The sequence below is a fragment of the Streptomyces sp. NPDC058646 genome, assembly GCF_042716875.1.
In the GTDB taxonomy this organism is placed as follows: domain Bacteria; phylum Actinomycetota; class Actinomycetes; order Streptomycetales; family Streptomycetaceae; genus Streptomyces.
Window position 1 is genome coordinate 731,438 of record NZ_JBHXRK010000001.1, and the last position, 16,267, is coordinate 747,704.

At 72.4% G+C, this 16,267-nt stretch carries 16 protein-coding genes; 8 read left to right on the top strand and 8 right to left on the bottom strand.

Annotated features, from left to right (window positions below; genetic code table 11):
• Window positions 1-33: 33 nt before the first annotated feature.
• From ACFWUZ_RS03240 to ACFWUZ_RS03270, 7 genes are all read right to left on the bottom strand, one after another.
• Window positions 34-507 carry a GNAT family N-acetyltransferase gene (locus ACFWUZ_RS03240; protein ID WP_384366347.1) on the bottom strand — a complete coding sequence of 158 codons (474 nt, stop codon included), beginning with the start codon at window positions 505-507 and terminating at the stop codon, window positions 34-36.
• A gap of 16 nt (window positions 508-523) precedes the next feature.
• On the bottom strand, window positions 524-850 hold the full coding sequence (locus tag ACFWUZ_RS03245) for an ArsR/SmtB family transcription factor (RefSeq protein WP_384366072.1): 327 nt from the start codon (window positions 848-850) through the stop codon (window positions 524-526).
• A gap of 728 nt (window positions 851-1,578) precedes the next feature.
• On the bottom strand, window positions 1,579-2,865 hold the full coding sequence (locus ACFWUZ_RS03250; RefSeq protein WP_384366075.1) for a peptide ligase PGM1-related protein: 1,287 nt from the start codon (window positions 2,863-2,865) through the stop codon (window positions 1,579-1,581).
• Window positions 2,866-3,267: 402 nt separating this feature from the next.
• A complete protein-coding gene (locus ACFWUZ_RS03255) occupies window positions 3,268-3,402 on the bottom strand; it encodes a hypothetical protein (RefSeq protein ID WP_384366078.1) in 135 nt (44 codons plus the stop codon).
• A gap of 95 nt (window positions 3,403-3,497) precedes the next feature.
• Complete coding sequence (locus ACFWUZ_RS03260) at window positions 3,498-3,956, bottom strand: SRPBCC family protein (protein ID WP_384366081.1); 459 nt, start codon at window positions 3,954-3,956, stop codon at window positions 3,498-3,500.
• Window positions 3,935-4,891 (bottom strand): SDR family oxidoreductase, encoded by a 957-nt coding sequence (locus ACFWUZ_RS03265; RefSeq protein ID WP_384366084.1) that lies wholly within the window; start codon window positions 4,889-4,891, stop codon window positions 3,935-3,937. Before ACFWUZ_RS03265 ends, ACFWUZ_RS03260 begins: the two co-directional genes overlap by 22 nt.
• 163 nt (window positions 4,892-5,054) lie before the next feature.
• Window positions 5,055-6,251: a PP2C family protein-serine/threonine phosphatase gene (locus ACFWUZ_RS03270; protein WP_384366087.1), complete on the bottom strand. Its 1,197-nt coding sequence runs from the start codon at window positions 6,249-6,251 to the stop codon at window positions 5,055-5,057.
• 267 nt (window positions 6,252-6,518) lie between these two features.
• Between ACFWUZ_RS03270 and ACFWUZ_RS03275 the strand changes: the two genes are divergently transcribed.
• The 8 genes from ACFWUZ_RS03275 (at window position 6,519) to ACFWUZ_RS03310 (ending at window position 14,504) form a co-directional block, all read left to right on the top strand.
• Window positions 6,519-7,613 (top strand): glutamate--cysteine ligase, encoded by a 1,095-nt coding sequence (locus ACFWUZ_RS03275; RefSeq protein WP_384366090.1) that lies wholly within the window; start codon window positions 6,519-6,521, stop codon window positions 7,611-7,613.
• A gap of 265 nt (window positions 7,614-7,878) precedes the next feature.
• Entirely contained in the window at window positions 7,879-8,637 is a 759-nt protein-coding gene (locus ACFWUZ_RS03280) for a hypothetical protein (protein WP_384366093.1), read from the top strand.
• Window positions 8,638-8,639: 2 nt separating this feature from the next.
• Window positions 8,640-9,086, top strand: a complete 447-nt coding sequence (locus ACFWUZ_RS03285) for a phage holin family protein (protein WP_384366096.1) — start codon at window positions 8,640-8,642, stop codon at window positions 9,084-9,086.
• Window positions 9,062-9,733, top strand: a complete 672-nt coding sequence (locus ACFWUZ_RS03290; protein ID WP_384366099.1) for a DUF3618 domain-containing protein — start codon at window positions 9,062-9,064, stop codon at window positions 9,731-9,733. The genes ACFWUZ_RS03285 and ACFWUZ_RS03290 overlap by 25 nt, the downstream gene beginning before the upstream one ends.
• A 259-nt stretch (window positions 9,734-9,992) precedes the next feature.
• Window positions 9,993-11,624 (top strand): hypothetical protein, encoded by a 1,632-nt coding sequence (locus ACFWUZ_RS03295; protein ID WP_384366102.1) that lies wholly within the window; start codon window positions 9,993-9,995, stop codon window positions 11,622-11,624.
• The gene (locus ACFWUZ_RS03300; protein WP_384366105.1) at window positions 11,621-12,688 is read left to right on the top strand and encodes a glycosyltransferase; all 1,068 of its coding nucleotides are present in this window, start codon (window positions 11,621-11,623) and stop codon (window positions 12,686-12,688) included. The genes ACFWUZ_RS03295 and ACFWUZ_RS03300 overlap by 4 nt, the downstream gene beginning before the upstream one ends.
• Window positions 12,685-13,704 (top strand): glycosyltransferase, encoded by a 1,020-nt coding sequence (locus ACFWUZ_RS03305; protein WP_384366108.1) that lies wholly within the window; start codon window positions 12,685-12,687, stop codon window positions 13,702-13,704. The genes ACFWUZ_RS03300 and ACFWUZ_RS03305 overlap by 4 nt, the downstream gene beginning before the upstream one ends.
• On the top strand, window positions 13,689-14,504 hold the full coding sequence (locus tag ACFWUZ_RS03310; protein ID WP_384366111.1) for a glycosyltransferase family 2 protein: 816 nt from the start codon (window positions 13,689-13,691) through the stop codon (window positions 14,502-14,504). Before ACFWUZ_RS03305 ends, ACFWUZ_RS03310 begins: the two co-directional genes overlap by 16 nt.
• Window positions 14,505-14,554: 50 nt before the next feature.
• On the opposite strand, the gene ACFWUZ_RS03315 is transcribed toward ACFWUZ_RS03310, so the two are convergent.
• Entirely contained in the window at window positions 14,555-16,099 is a 1,545-nt protein-coding gene (locus ACFWUZ_RS03315) for an FAD-dependent oxidoreductase (protein WP_384366113.1), read from the bottom strand.
• Window positions 16,100-16,267: the final 168 nt, after the last annotated feature.

The following is a 16,267-nucleotide window of genomic DNA, read 5'->3' on the forward strand; positions in this document are numbered from 1 at the left end:
GGCAGTGCGCGCGTGCCGGCACTCCCCTCGGCGTCAGCGGACGGACGGGCTTCGGCGCTCCAGCAGTACGACGTCTCGCCAGGCTCCTCGGTGACGGCCGATGCGTTCGCGGGTGCCGATGATGCGGAAGCCGGCCCGCTGGTGAAGAGCGAGGCTGGCAGCGTTCTCGGGGAAGATGCCCGACTGGATGGTCCAGATCCCGTTGGCCTCGGTGGAGGCGATCAGCGTGTTCAGCAGTGCGAGGGCAACGCCTCGGCCGCGCGCTTCGGGGTGGACGTACACGGAGTGCTCCACGACTCCCGCGTAGGCGCAGCGGTCCGAGACCGCGCTCGCCGCGATCCAGCCGATGGTCCGGCCGTCCCTGCCGGCGGCGACGAAGCGGTGCTCCGCGAGCTTGGAAGCGTCGAACACGTCCCACGCCGGGGCCGTGGTCTCGAAGGTTGCGTTGCCTTCGTCGATGCCCGCCTGGTAGATCGCGAGGACCTGCGCGGCGTGCGCGGCACTCATCGGCAGGACGGCCGGTTCAGCACTCACCGCCGGTTCCCTTCTGGTTGAGGATCGCTCGCACCGCATCCGGGAAGACGGTCAGGCAGTTTCGGTTGACCTCGTAGAAGGTCGACGTGCCCTGCCGGTCGGCGAGGACGAACCTCGCCTCCGCCAAGATCTTGAGATGGTGGGAGACCGTCGACTGGCCGACCGCGGCTCGCTCGACGACCTCACCCACGCTCATGGGCCGGTCCGCGCATGCCAGCAGGTGCAGGAGCTGGATGCGGGTCGGATCGGCAAGGGCTTTGAACCAGCCGGCGAAGCTGCGGGCGTCTTCCGCGCCGAGCGGTGTTGTCTCATTCATCGTTCATCGACGATAGTCGATGAACGGCTGGCCCATCGGAATGAGGCGGCGCGTCGCAGTCCGGGCCGGGTAGGCGATGCCTCGACACCCACCTGCCGCCGATCACGCGACGACCACGCCGTGACGAGGGCTTCAGCGGGGGGAACGAGGCATACCCATGGCCACTGTCCAGGGGTTGCGGTCCCACGGCGGGCACCTGTGCGCGATGGCCGGATGTGCCGGCTACGCAGTCGGCTGGACCGTGCTGCGGCGCCGGATCGGACGGCCCCGGCCCGCCTCCCCCGGGCCCTGGGACCTCGCTCGCATCGCCACCGCCACGTTCCGGCTCAGCCGGCTGATTGCCAAAGCCACCGCGACGCGGCCGGTGCCCTGACCGCTCCGACCCTCTCGGACGCCCTGCAGTTCGGACATTCGGCTCTCTCAGAACGCGCGGGTCACTGAGTGCGGCGTTGCCGGCTTGCCGTCGTCTGCCGGGCTCGCGCGAGGGAAGGCGCCCGGATAACCCGAGGCAACCGACCGTTGCCGGACCCCGGCTGCGCGCCCCGAGGCGGCTCACCCCCCTCTCTGGCGGGCATCGCGCTGAGTGTCTTCGAACCGGGTCCGCGATGCGAGCCGCCCCGCCCCACCCGGCACCTCGTCAGTCCGCCTGGTCCCCCTCGGGCTGCACAGTCGTGCCGAGCGCGCAGGCCCATCAGGTCGGGTTGTTCCTCGATGGGTGCGCGGTGGGTTCAGGTCGGTTCGAATTCCAGAGCCGACTCCAACGCGGCCTCCCGCGCACGCACCGTGTCGGCGTGCCCGGCGATGACGGTGTAACGCCAGGTACGGCCATCGAGGGGTTCGTCCGCGTGCAGTACCACCCCTTCTCCGCTGTCCGGATCGAACGCAAGGCCGAACTGCCGCAGCCGGGCGGCGGCCTGCGCGAAGGTGAAGGGGATACGAGTCCTGCGCTTGTCGACCATCCAGGCGGGACGGGGAGGGCCGGAAGCCGCCGTCAAGCGCATGACCATCGCGTGCGGTGTGGTCGTCGCGGTGCGGCGTACGTTGCTCTCACCGGCGTAGACCACGCCGTCCGTCCCGATGAGGGCATCCACGCCGAACGGGCCGAGGTGACCTCGGTCCGCCAGGTGGCGGCCCAGCGCGGTGCCCCAGCGCTCCAGGTCGCCCGCCGCATGGGCGCTGTCCGGCGGGAGCGGTGACGCGTACCCCGAGAAGGAGCCCTGCACGGTGCGCATGGCCCCGCTGAACAGCATCCGTGGTCCGGCCGGGGTGTTCTCCATCTGAACGCTGACCGATGCGGCCACGGGGATGTACTCCTCCACCACCCAAAGGCCCTGGGGCCCGCCGACCGCATCGAGGCGGAGGGGGGCCGTCCCGCGCACGTCCCGGGCCGAGAGGAAGCGCATTCCGTGGCCTCCCGCCGAACGGTCGGGCTTGACCACCACCTGTTCGTGCCGACCGAGCAGGCTGCGCACCGCCGACTCCACCTCGTTACGGCCGCACACCACTCCTTCCGGCAGCCGCATGCCCAACTGCTCGGCGACCCGGCGGAAGCCCGCCTTCGTGTTGAGCAGCATCGTCGCCTTCAGGGCGGCTGCGGCGTCGTCCGCGGTGGCATAGGGGTGCACGGTGATGCCGAGTTCGCGGGCGAACTCGATGGCGGAGGCGTCGGGGGCCGTGGGAAGCAGGGCCGTGCCCGGCCCTCGGGCGTGCAGGCGGACCCGCTCGACGAGGCCGGCGGTACGGACGGCGTCCGCGAGCGGGACAGCGCCGGCGGGTGGCACCTCGATGACGCCGGCGTCATCCGGTCCCACACCCGTCAGGTCGCTCACGTAGCGGCGGAACTCCCCGCTGAGCCGTCCGGGGGCCACCAGGACGTCCCCCGCCCGCAGCAGCCAGACCTTCCGGGGAGCTTGTTGCGCCCACGTCTCCAGCACGCGGCCCTGGGACAGGTCGACCGCCAGGTCGGAGAGAAAGTTGGCGAAGACGACAAGAGGCGGCGCGACGGGGGAGTTCACCAGTGTCTCCTGTCCAGCTCACCTGCGTTGTGAACGGATTCCGGGCCGCCGGAGGAACGGTCGAGGGCAAGTGTGCCGGCGGGTCCTCGCCGGGCATGCGCACGCGCGGCCGGGGAGGACCGCTGCGGCATCCCGTCGAACCCGGCATGCTCATGGGGTGCCTCTGGTGTACCCCGGCCGTTCCGGTCGACGCCGCCTGCCGCGCAGAACGGTGTGCGTTCGGACATGACGGGGCTCCTCACGGCACGGCGCATGCCGGCGGAACTGCCGGCACCGCAGTCACCGTCCCCCTCGCCCTGGGCGGCCGCCAGGCCGGCTGCGCCGAACGGCCCTCAAGCCGTCGCCCCGCCCTCGGGTCCCGTGGGCCGCAGCCGGGTGACCTGTCCATTCGCAGGGCCGCGGTCACGGCACGTGCACCTCGGCCCCGTCCGGTCGACGGCGCCGCCGCTGCCGGCTCCGGCCGTTCGCCTGGTACCGCCGCGCGGCCACGACCGTGGCGAGCGCGGCTTCGACGAGATTGCCGCCGTAGTGCATCACCTGGGCTCCGGCCTGCAGATCTGCCGACGCGAACGCGGTGCCGGGCGGATCCGCTCGGTGTCAGGGTGCCCGGCGCGTCGTCGCCTGGTCCCGGGTCAGGCCGGTACGCGGCCGTCGGTCCCGGCGGACTCCTCGACGACGTTCGCGAGGCGGGCGAGCATGCTGCGGTGGCGTAGTTGGATCAGTGCGTCGACTGCGGCGTTGTGCAGCGTGCCGCCGATGCCCCGCAGGGGGTGCTCGTCCACTTTGACCAGGGTCTCCTGACCCCAGGGGCGGACTTCGATCGCGACCCGGGCGGTCCCGAGGGGGCCGCTGTCGACTTCGAGTTCCAGTTCCGTAGGCGCGTCGACGCGCCGTACGACGGTGGTGCCTGCCACGGTCCAGGGACCGATCCGGACGGTGTACTCGAGGGCGGAACCCAGCTCGGGCCACAGGCCGCGGCTGGCGCGCGAATCGCTGGTGCCCACCACCCAGTCCGCGTAGCGCGAACTGTCGGCGAGCACGGCCCACACCTGGCGTGGTGCGGCGTGGATCAGGTGGTGTCGTACGGCCATGACTGTCCTCCGGGGCGAATGTGAGGGTGCCGGTCCGGCCTTGCGCGTGCCTTGGTGTCGGCTGCTGCGCCGCCCGGCCCGAGGAGGCCGGTGGGTGGCAGGGGGTTGTTTCCGCGGGTCGCGAGGACCCATCGGAAGTAGTGCACGACGAGCGCGGGCATGAGGGCTCGGACCGCTTGCGCGCCACGCACCCACTGCGGGGCGTACACGTGGGGCGAGCGGCGTTCGATACCCCGGACCATGGCGTCGGCGTAGACGGCGGCATCCTGATTGACGGAAGCCGGCCACGGCAGGTGCGCGCGCAGCATCTGGAAGACCGCGGTCTGGTCTGCGTGGCGGATCAGGGAGGTGTCGGCCCAGTTCAGGTAGGCGATGCCGACGCCGACGCCCCGGTGGCTGACCTCGGCGCGCAAGGCGTGCGCGAAGGCTTCGACTCCGGATTTGGAGGCGCAGTACGCGGTGAGGAGCGGCGTGGGCGCGAGAGCCGTCAGCGAGGCGACCTGGAGGTAGTAGCCACGGCTGCGCAGCAGGTCGGGGAGGAAGCAGCGGGCGGTGAGGGCGCTCCCGACGAGGTTGACCTCGATCACCCGCCGCCAGTCCTCGGGATCGCATTCCAGAAGCGGCCCGCCGATGGCGACCCCGGCGTTGGCGACGACGACGGAGGGCGTGCCGAAGGTGTCCCGGACAGCGGCGGCGGTCTCCGTGAGGGCGTCCGTGTCGGTCACGTCGACCGTCCAGGGGGCTGCGGGGCCCGGGAGGCTTCCTGCCAGCCGGTGCAGCCGCTCCTCTTCCAGTCCGAGCAGGGCCACGCGGGCGCCCCGCCGCGACAAGGCGTACGCCGTGCTCGCGCCGATCCCCCGCGCGGCGCCGGTCACCACGGCGACGCGGCCCTCCAAAGGGTGCGCGTCGGGGTGCCGGCGCGAGCGGGTCCTCATGACAGGCGCCTGCCCGGCCGGCGCGATCTCACGCAGGGCTCCACCCCGCGCACGACCGCGTCGTACGGATCTCTCGGCACGGGCCCGGCAGTGCGCTCGTGGGGCAGATCGTTCACCGCCCGGGACGTCTTCGAGGGGCGTGACGCATCCGCCGTTCCCGCGATCAGCTGATCGCCCGGGGTCTGTCGTTGCGGGGGCCGTGCCAGTCGAGGCACAGAACGGTGGCGTCGTCCTTCGGCTGCCCGCCGTCGTAGGCGTCGCTGACCGCGCCGACCAGGGTGCGCACGACCTCGCGCGGGTGCTCGGCGGCGGTCTTGCGTAGCAGGGCCGGGAGGTCGACGGCTTCGGCGTCGCGTTCCTGCATCCCGTCGGTGTGGAGCAGGAGCCGGTCCCCAGGTCGCAGGTCAAGGTCCTGCACCTTGTACGGGCCCTTGAGGGAGGCGCAGCCGAACGGGAGGTTCACGGCCAGACGCAGCTCGGTGACCGCGCCCTCCCGCAGGAGGAGGGGCCAGGGGTGGCCGGCGTTCACGAGCTGTGTGCTGGTGCCGTCGAGGGCGATGCGCAGGAGCTGGCCGGTGGCCAGGGTCTTCCGGCCGTGCTCCAGGAGCGCCTGGTGGACCTGGCGGGCCTGTTCGGCGAGGTCTTCTCCGGCGCGGCGGGCACCGCGGGAGGCGTTGACCAGGAGGGTGGCCATGAGGGAGGCCTCCACGTCGTGGCCCATGGCGTCGGTGATCGACAGGTGCAGGGTGTCGTGGTCGAGGCTGTAGTCGTAGGTGTCCCCGGCAATGGAGGACGCGGGGACCAAGGCCCCGGCGAGCGTGAACTGCGGCGCCTCGCACGCCGCGGCGGTAGGCAGGAGCTGGCGCTGGATCTCCGCTGCCAGGCTGACCGTCGTGGTGCGGTTGCCCCAGTGGTACAGGTCGGTGAAACGCCGGTCGGTGACGAGGATGTACGCCAGCGCGTGCGCCGCCTCCTCCACCTGCGTGAGCACCTCCGGCGTGACCTCGGCCAGGAACAGCTCCAGGACCCCGATGGTGTCGCCCCGGTTCGTCACCGGCGCCAGGACCCGCCGCCCCTGCTCGCGGTCCGTGGCCAGCACCAGCTTCTGGCCACGCAGGACCTCGTCGTAGGCGTTGCTGCCTGCGAGAGGAATCTGCGCGGCGCGGTGCTCGTGATCCGCGGCCGCGGTGTCGTGGACGCGCAGCAGACGCCGGCCCACGATGTCGACGAACAGGAATGACACGGACCGCGCCCCGAACCGGTCGCGCAGGTTGCGAGCCACCACATCCAGGGAGTTCACGGGCGCGGAGGCCTCCGCAGCCGCCAGCACCTCGCCCAGCCCGATCCGATCCTGTGCCACATCCGCCTCCATCAACAGGTCCCAGTCCGCGGCAAGAAGACGCCGCGTCGCAGAAGTGACGTCGCCGTGGTATTCGCTTCCAAGGTGCCCCGCGATGCACGGCCGAGCCATCTCCTCCTGTACGGACGCATGCTCCCGAACAGGTCTGCCGAATCCCGAACCTGTCGCTCACACCGCGGACGTGGCGAGCGGCCCGGCGCCGGCCACCGGTCAGGACCGGGCGGGCTGCCCAGGGGTGATCATGGAGTGCCCGGGTAGTCGCACGACGTGATCACTGTGGGTGTGGAAGAGGAATACTTGCTGGTGGACCCCCATACGGGCGTACCGGCGCCGGTGGTGGAGGACGTTCGCCGCATGGCGGGACTCGAACCCTTCGCGGAGCGGGGTGAGGTCCAGGACGAGCTGTTGCAGGCCCAGATCGAGGTGGCCACCCCGGTGTGCCAGGGCCTCGAGGAGGTGGGGGGTCACCTGCTGCGTCTGCGCCATGCGGTCGCCTCGGCTGCCGAGGCCAGTGGCTGCCGGATCGCCGCCACGGGTGCGGCGCCGCTGCGCGGGATGCTGCCCGTCCCGGTCACCCGGACACCGCGTTACCTGAAGATGGAGGGGGAGGCCCGGCAGCTGGTCGACGAGCACCTGATCTGCGGGATGCACGTACACGTCGGGATCCCGGATGCGCAGACGGGGGTCGCGGTGCTGAACCGGATCCGGGTATGGCTTCCGACGTTGCTGGCCATGTCCGGCAATTCGCCCTTGTGGGACGGGCGTGACACCGGGTTCGCGAGCTGGCGCACCATCGTGTTCGGACGGTGGCCCGTCAGCGGTCCGCCGCCGCACTTCGACGGCCTCGACGACTACGAACGGCGTCTGGAGGCGCTGGTGGCTTCGGGGGTGATCGCGGACCGGGGGCAGGTGTACTGGCAGGCCCGGCTCTCCGACCGCTATCCGACCGTCGAGGTGCGTTGCCTGGACGTCCAGCTCCGAGCCGATGACGCCGTCATGTTCGCCGGCATCATCCGCGGACTGGTCGCCACGGCGATCGCCGAGGAGAAGGCGGGCATGCCGCTGCCCGTGGTCACGCCGGAGCTGGTGCAGGCCGGGAACTGGCACGCCGCCCGGTACGGCCTGAACGGGACCCTGGTGGATCCGCTCGGCGTCCCGCACAGCAGCGGTGACGTGCTGTCCGCTCTCCTCAGGTACGTCACCCCCGCCTTGGAGGACGCGGGCGACCTCCGGGAGGTGAGCGGCCTCGTCCACCGGCTCCTGCAGCTGGGTACGCCCGCCGACCGTCAGCGTCGTGCGCTGGCCGAGGCGGGGCTGCCGGGGTTGATCGACCTGATCACCGCCGCCGCCACGACGGACTGACGCCGGCCGGCGCGGACCGCGTGCGTCCTGGCCGAGCGGCCGTGCGGATGACGCGCCGCAGCAAGGACGGCACGCCGCGACGTCGATCGGGCCCGTGCCGATTCCGGTAGCGGCACGGTTCAGGGGCGGTGCGCGGTCCGGGCCGCCGGCCCGGCGGGCCGGCGCCGTCCCCGCGCGTCACATCGGCTGCGTAGGGGTGGGTGAGGAGCCGAAAGGAGGGCAGGCGCCCCTATGCAACTTCAGACGCCATTCACGAGGAGGAGCCTTGAGTGACTTCCAGAGTGCGAGCCGTCAGGACGACAGCAGGACGGCGGCGGTAGCACACACCGTTCAGGACAAGGCCGGCGAGAGTGCTTCGCTGGTCAGTGGCAAGGCCGCCGAAGTGGGCGGTACGGCCAAAGAGCAGGCGGCCAACGTAGTGGGCGAGGCCACCGCGCAGGCTCGGGATCTCGTCGGAGAGCTCCGCACCCAGTTGACCGGTCAAGCAGAGACCCAGACACAGCGCCTGGCCGAGAACGTGCGTCGTCTTTCGCAGGAGCTGCGGGAGCTGAGTGAGAACGGCAAGCCCGATTCCACCATGGCGGGCATGGCCCGGCAGATAGCCGACGGCGGACAGCAGATGGCCGCCCACGTGGAGAAGCGCGGCCCCGAGGGGCTGCTCAGTGACCTGCAGGGCTTCGCGCGCCGCCGTCCGGGCGTCTTTCTCGCGGGCGCGGCGCTGGCCGGTTTCGTCGTGGCACGAGCCGGCAAGGGCGTCAGCGCAGCCGCCTCATCCGAAAGCTCCGGCGGCTCCGGTGCCGCGGCCCCCGCTGTGGCCGCCAGGCCCGCCCCGGCTCCCGGTGGTGGGGCAGTGACGCCGCCTCGGCCCCAGCAGAGCGGTGTCCCCGCCGGTTACGAGGACCCCCTCGACACCTACGGCCAGTCCCAGCCGCCCCACGTCGCCCCGGCGCCGCCGGCATACCCGCCGGCCGCCTCGCCGCCCTACGGTGCCGGCGGTCCTTCGCAATCCGGGGGAGGGAGCTGAGCATGGCCCTCTCTTCCCACGAACGTCCGGCGGCGCCCGCCCCGCACCCACCGCCCCTGCCGCCGACGGCGGCGGAGCCGTCCATCGGCGACCTCATCAGCGAGATCGGCCAGGACGTGTCCCAGCTGGTCCGCGACGAGATCGAGCTGGCGAAGGCCGAGATCAAGCAGGAGTCCGCCAAGGCCGGCAAAGCGGTCGGCATGCTGGGCGGAGCAGGCTACGCGGGGCACGTGGTGCTGCTGTTCGGCAGTCTGACGGTCGTCTTCGCCCTGGCCAACGTCATGGACCCGGCTTGGGCCGCCCTGATCGTCACGGCCCTGTGGGCCGCGGTGGGCGCAGTGCTGTACGTAGCGGGCCGCAAGCGCCTGCGCACGGTCAACCTCAAGCCGGAACAGACGGTGGAGACCTTGAAGGAGGACGCGCGATGGGCACGACACCTGACGAGCTGAGGACCGACGTGGAGTACCGGCGCGCGCACCTGGCGCGCAACGTCGATCTCCTGGCGGACAGGATGACCCCGAGCAAGGTGGCCCGCCGCAAGGTCGATTCGATGCGGGACCACGTGAGCGGAGTGAAGGAGCGCGTGATGGGCACAGCACAGGACGCCGCGCACGGCACCTCCGGGAGCCTGCACCACGCTGCGGACAGCATGACGGAAACGGCCAGGGAGGTCGGCAGCAGCGTGCAGGAGACGGTCCAGCAGGCCCCGGCCCAGGTCAAACGGCAGACCCAGGGCAGCCCGCTGGCCGCCGGTCTGATGGCCTTCGGCGCCGGCATGCTGGCGGCGGCCCTCCTGCCGACCACCGAGGCCGAGGAGCAGGCCGGGCGACAGCTCCGCGAGCACTCGGACGAGCTGCTGGAGCCCGTCAAGCAGACCGCCCTCCACGCCGCCCAGGAAGTCCGGGAGGAGCTGAAGGAGCCGGTGGCGGGAGCCGTGGAATCGGTGAAGGGCACGGCTCAGGAGGCCGTGTCGACGACGACCGGGCACGCACAGAGCGCCGGACAGGAAACGGTCGAGGAACTGCGCCGGGTAGGACAGGACACCGCCGGCGAGGTACGGAGCAACCCCGGCGGCGCACAGCGGCCTCCGGCATAGGGCGGATGAGGCCGGTGCCGCAGCCGGGACCCGGGCACGGGCAGTGGACTCGTCGGGGTGCGGCCCCCGCGGAGGCCAGGTCCCCGGTCCCCTCAGCGGTCAGGCACGATCTCCCGCGGCCGCGACGCAGCGGGCCCGGGGCCAGGGCTCTGGCCCGGGTCCGCCGTCGCGTGCCCGGGAGCAACCCGCCGTCGACACCGGGCTCCGCACCGCTCGGACGCGCAGGCCGAGCCGCCTGCCCCAGGCGGCGGCCCCGATCATGGAACGCACGGCCGTCATGGAGCTGAGGGACGCGAAGGCGGTCGAGCACTTCCTCTCCCGCGACGCGATCGTCCTGCTGTTCGTCGGCCACGGCCGCGATCGACCGGCGGATGCGGTCATGGCGTCGCTGTGCGCGCTGGGACCCGAGGGCAAGGTCGCACGGACCGAACCGGACGGTGGCGCGGCCGACAGGCGGGTACGCCGGTTCCTGACCCGTATTCCCCAAACGGATCAGGCGTGCCTGGTCCTGATCCAGGGAGCGACCGTCCTCGACGTGCTGCGCAGCACCGATGTCGAAGCCCACGGAACGCGGTGGGCGGCGGCCCACTTCGCGGAGCGGTTCCTCACTCGGCTGGCCGACGGCGGACCCCGCGGCCGGCTTCACCCTCGGGACCCTGCGGGACGGGCCTTCGCAGGCCCTTCATGGCCCGTCGGCGCCCTCTTCCGCAGGTGCGCCCGCCCCCTGCCCCACACACTGGGACGGGTCGGCGCAGCCCGCTGCGGTGGGTCGCCTCCCTTACCGAAGGAACACACCGTGACCGAACAGCCGCCGCTGCACGCGCGAGCCCCTCGTGAGATCCGGGTCGCCTCCGTGCCCGCCGGACACGTGTACGTACGGCACTGCTCCGCACCGGAGCCCGACGGAGTGCGGCGTCTGCGGGACCCCCGGCCCAACGGGGCGCCCAGCACGTCGCAGCGCTGGTGGCCGCCAGTCATGCTCGACCCCGACTGGGTGAGCGGGCACCACGACGACTTCGACGTCTTCCACCTGCACTTCGGCTTCGATGCACAGAGCCCGGCCCAGCTGTCCGCGCTCGTGGACGCTCTTCGCCGGCACGGGAAACCCCTGGTCTATACGGTGCACGACCTCCGCAATCCCCATCAGCCCGATCCGGCCGCCCACGACGCCGCCCTCGACGTGGTCGTTCCCGCGGCCGACCACCTGGTCACCCTCACTCCCGGCGCCGCCCGGAGCATCCGCAGTCGTTGGAACCGGACGGCGACCGTGCTGCCCCACCCCCACGTGGTCGGACTCGCACGCCTCACCCGCCCCCGACCGGTACGTGACCGATTCCGGGTCGGCGTGCACGCCAAGAGCCTGCGCCCCAACATGTCCGTCCTCCCGGTGGTACGGGTCCTCGCGGACGCGGTGGCCGAACTCAGGGACGCCGAGCTCCAGGTCAACATTCACCGGGAGGTGGCGGACCCGGCCTCCGCAGCCCACGCTCCGCACCTCATCCAGGCGCTGGAGGGACTCGCGGACCGGGGCCGCCTCACGCTCACCGCCCACGACTACTTCGACGACGACCAGCTCTGGGACTACCTCGCGTCCCTGGACCTGTCGGTGCTGCCCTACCTCTTCGGCACCCACTCCGGATGGCTGGAGGCGTGCCACGACCTGGGCACCGCCGTCGCCGCCCCCGATTGCGGCTTCTACGCCCAGCAGCGCCCTTGCCTGACCTACGGACACAACCAACGAGGGGGCCTGGACGAGGAATCGCTGCGCGCGGCGGTGCGGACGGCGTACGAGGACCGGCCGGCGCCCCGGGCGACGGCGCAGCACCGGACGCAGGAGCGCGAGGAACTCGCAGCGGCTCACCGTGCGCTGTACACGAGCACGCTCCGATGAGCGGCCTGCGCGTGGCGCTCATCGCATCTGCGCGTTTCCCGATCTGCGAGCCGTTCGCCGGAGGGCTGGAAGCCCATACGTGGTGGCTCGCGCGAGCCCTTCACCGGCGCGGGCACCACGTGGAGCTCTTCGCCGGACCCGGATCCGACCCCGCCCTGAAGGCGCGCGAACTCACGGTGCGGCGCTCCACGTTGAGCGATGCCGCCCGCTCCGATGTGAGCATGCCCAGTGCCGTGTGGATGGAGGAGCACCACGCCTACCTGGGACTGATGCTGGACCTGGCGCGGGACGGCGAGCACCGCTTCGACGTGGTGCACAACAACAGCCTGCACTACCTCCCCGTGGCGATGGCTTCGGCGCTGCGCGTTCCCGTGGTGACCACGCTCCACACGCCGCCCACCCCGTGGCTGGAGTCCGCCATCACGGCCCAGGACAGCTGCCCCGTCACGTTCACGGCTGTCAGCCGGTTCACCGCCGGAGCCTGGCGGGCGACGGTGCCTGCCGCCCGCGTCGTGCGCAACGGGATCGACATGGACTTCTGGAGGCCGGGCCCCGGTGGCCAAGACCTCGTGTGGTTCGGCCGCCTGGTCACCGAGAAGGGGCCGCATCTGGCGATCGAGGCCGCGCGCGCGGCGGGAAGGGTGCTGAGGATCGCGGGGCCGATCTCCGACCGTGCGTACTTCGAGGAGCGGATCGAGCCCCTGCTGGGAGAGGACGTACGGTACGTCGGCCATCTGGACCGCCGGGGGCTCGCCGCGCTGCTGGGTTCCGCGGGCGCAGCTCTGGTGACGCCCGGCTGGGACGAACCGTACGGGCTGGTGGTGGCCGAGGCGCTGGCCTGCGGCACGCCGGTGTGCGGGTTCGACCGGGGCGCCTTGTCGGAGATCCTCACACCGGACTGCGGGGTGCTGGCACCGCCGGGGGACGTGGAGGCGCTGGCGGCGCTCATCCCGCACGCCATGGGGCTCGACCGCCGTGCCGCCCGCCGCAGGGCGGAAGAGTTCTGCTGCCTCGACCGCACCGCCGACGCCTACACCGGCCTGTACGAGGAGGTGGCGCGGTGATCGGCTACTACGTCCACCACCAGGGCAGTGGCCACCTGCACCGCGCCCGGTGCATCGCCGCCCACCTACAGGGCCCGGTGACCATCCTGTCCTCCCTGCCCGAGCCGCCGGCATGGACGGGGGGCTGGGTGTCGCTCCCCCCGGACGGCGACGACGCACCCGTGGATCCCACGGCTCGCGGACGCCTGCACTGGGTCCCCCTCCACCACCCGGAGCACCGCGAACGCATGGGAGCGATCGCCGAGTGGATCAGGCAGGAGCGCCCGGCCCTGTTCGTCAGCGACGTGTCGGTCGAGGCCGCCACCCTGGCCCGTCTCATGGGCACCCCCGTCGTGGTCGCCGCCATGCGCGGCGACCGCGGGGACGAGGCCCACCGTCTCGCCTACGACCTTGCGGACGCCCTCATCGCCCCCTGGCCGCAATCCCTGCCCGAGCCGCACTGGCCCGCACGCTGGCACGCCAAGACCCTGCACACCGGCGGCATCTCCCGCTACGACGGCCGTCCGCGTCCCCTCCCCGTCAGCGGCGGCCCACCCACCCGGAAGGAAGTGGTGGTGATGCTGGGGGCCGGAGGGGCGGACATCACCGAGGGCCAGCTCGCGGAGGCGGTCCGCGCCACCCCTGACTGGTCGTGGACCTTCCTCGGCGGCCCCGGGGCCGACTGGATCGACGATCCGTGGCCGGTGCTGTGCCGAGCGGACGTGGTCGTCACGCACGCGGGACAGAACGCCGTAGCCGAGTGCGCGGCAGCCCGCGTCCCTGCCGTCGTCATTCCCCAGGACCGGCCCCACGGGGAGCAGCACGCCACCGCCCGGGCCCTGCGAGCGGCGGGCCTGGCGACCGTACGGGACAGCTGGCCGCCCCCGCACGCCTGGACCGGACTCCTCGTCGAAGCGACCGCCCGCGAAGCCCGCTGGGAACGCTGGTCACCCGGCGACGGAGCCCGCAGAGCGGCACGGCTGCTCAGCGATCTGGCACTGCGCCCGCCCGGACGGTCCGCATGCGTACCGCGGTGATCACCCTGGCGGCGGGCCGGCACCCGCATCTGCTCCTGCAGCAGGACGGCCTCGCACGCAGCACCCGCCCCCCGGACCACTACGTGATCGTCTCCATGTCCGACCCCGGGATCCGGTCCCTCGTCGTCGGCAGAAACCCGGCTGCGGACGTCGTCACCGTCCCCTTGGAGGACGGGCGCCTCCCGCTGGCCGCCGCCCGCAACGCCGGCGCCGCGCGAGCCCTCGCGGCCGGCGCGGACCTGCTGGTCTTCCTCGACGTGGACTGCGTCCCCGGTGCCTCCCTCCTGGACGGGTACGCCCGCGCCGCCCAGGACGGCGCTCTGCTCTGCGGCACGGTCGCCTACCTGCCGCCGCCGCCCGCGGGCGGCTACCGGCTCGACAACCTGGCCGGCATGGCTCCGCCGCACCCGGCGCGCCCCGCACCTGCGGACGGCCAGGTCGTCCGTAGGGGAGACCCCCGGCTGTTCTGGTCGCTGTCCTTCGCCCTCACGGCCCGCACCTGGGACCGCATCGGCGGCTTCTGCGAGGACTACACCGGATACGGCGCCGAGGACACCGACTTCGCCGCCACCGCGGGCCGGCAGGACGTGGACCTGTGGTGGGTGGGCGGCGCACCCGCCTACCACCAGCACCATCCCACCCAGCACCCTCCCGTCCAGCACATCGAAGACATCCTCCGCAACGGAGCCCTCTACAAGGCGCGCTGGGGCAACTGGCCCATGGTGGGGTGGCTGCGGGACTTCGAAACGCGCGGACTGGTGCGGTACCTCCCCGTCACCGACACATGGTGCAAGAGCTGAGCCAGGGATGAGGTACGCGCCACCCGGGCCCGTCAGGGCCGGGGGACCGGTCAGAGCTCTCCGGGATCCCGGCGTTCCAGCGGACGGAGGGCCGGTCCCTGGAGGATCCGGCCGTCGATGCCGAAGCGGGAGCCGTGGCAGGGGCACTCCCACGTCCGTTCGGCGTTGTTGAAGGCGACGAGGCACCCGAGATGAGTGCAGACGGCGGACACGGCGTGCAATCCGCCCCGGTCGTCACGGTGTACGGCGCACGGCTTGCCGCCCGCCCGGACCACGGTCCCCTCACCGGGCCGCAGGCTTTCGACGGGGCCGTTGGTGCCCTCGCCGAGCGTGTCGAGGCGGTCCTTGACGAAGTGCTTCCCGGTTTCCCATTGCGCCTTGAGGAGCGTGGGAGCGGACCGAAGGGCGGAACCGAGGCGGCCGGGGTCGTACAGACCGCCCCACGGCTCCTCCTCGCCGTTGACGAGGGACGCGATGACCGTCCCGGCCAGAACCCCGCCCGTCATGCCCCATCCGGCGAAGCCGGTGGCGACGTAGACGTTCTCGCCTCCTCCGGGCATTGCGCCGATCAGGGGCAACGTATCCGTGGCGCTGTTGTCCTGTGCCGCCCACCGGTGGGCGATCGTGACGTCGGGGAAGTGCTGCTCGGTCCAGGCCTGGAGGCGGGCGTACCCGGCGTCGGTGTCCCCGCCCTCGCCGGGGGTGAACGCTTCTCCGGTGACGATCAGGAGCCGGCTCCCGTCCGCGAGCGGCGAGGTCCGGACGGACCGCTTGCCGCCCTCCTCGGTGATGTACATGCCCCCGGGGTCTCGATGAGCGGGCAGGGGCCCCGCGATCACGAGGTCACGGTGCTGGGTCAGCCGGGTGGCGAGCAGAGCATGGTCGAACACGGGGTGGTGGGTGGCCACCACGACGTGCCGGGCGGAAACGGTGGCCCCCGAGTCGGTGGTCAGGCGGCACGGGTCCCCGTCGTCGAGTTCCGTGACGCGGGTGCCCTCGTGGATCCGGCCGCCGAGCGCGACGATCTCGTGGACGAGACCGCGCAGGTACTTGAGCGGGTGGAACTGGGCCTGGTCCTCCACCCTGACGGCGCCGGCGACGGGGAAGGGCAGACCGGTCTCGGTGACGAACGACGCGCTGAGCCCTGCCGACCTCGCCGCTTCGGCCTCCGCGCGCAACGCCCCGACGCCCTCGGGCTGCTCGCAGTAGGTGAGTGCGGGGCGCCTCTCCAGTTCGCAGTCGATGCCGAGTTCCTCGGCCACCTCGATGACGTGCCGCAGCGCGGCGCCCTGGGACTCCGCGTACCGGCGGGCGGCGTCCTCTCCGTGCTTGCTCCGGAGGGTGTCGTACACGGCGGTGTGCAGCGCGGTGAGCTTTCCCGTCGTATGGCCGGTGACGCCTCCCGCGAGCCGGTCCGCTTCCAGCACGGTGACCGTGAGACCCGCCCGGGCCAGTTCCCATGCCGTGCTGAGACCGACGATGCCGCTGCCGATCACCGCCACATCGGCCTCCGCGGCCCCTGAGAGCGGGGGGAAGGACGGCAGGGCGGCCGTCCGCATCCAGTAGGAGTGACCGGTGTCCGGGAGTCGGTTCATGTCCGGCGACTGCCCAGGCCCACGCGTCTGATGCGCCGGCGCCGCGCCGGCCGTCCGCGGAGGTCGTCCTGGCGGGCCGGAGCGGAGCCGGGACGAACCGGTCGGAACGGGTTCGTCGGAACGGCCCCGGGCAGGCGCACCGTGCGGGGCACGAGGACCCCGGGGACC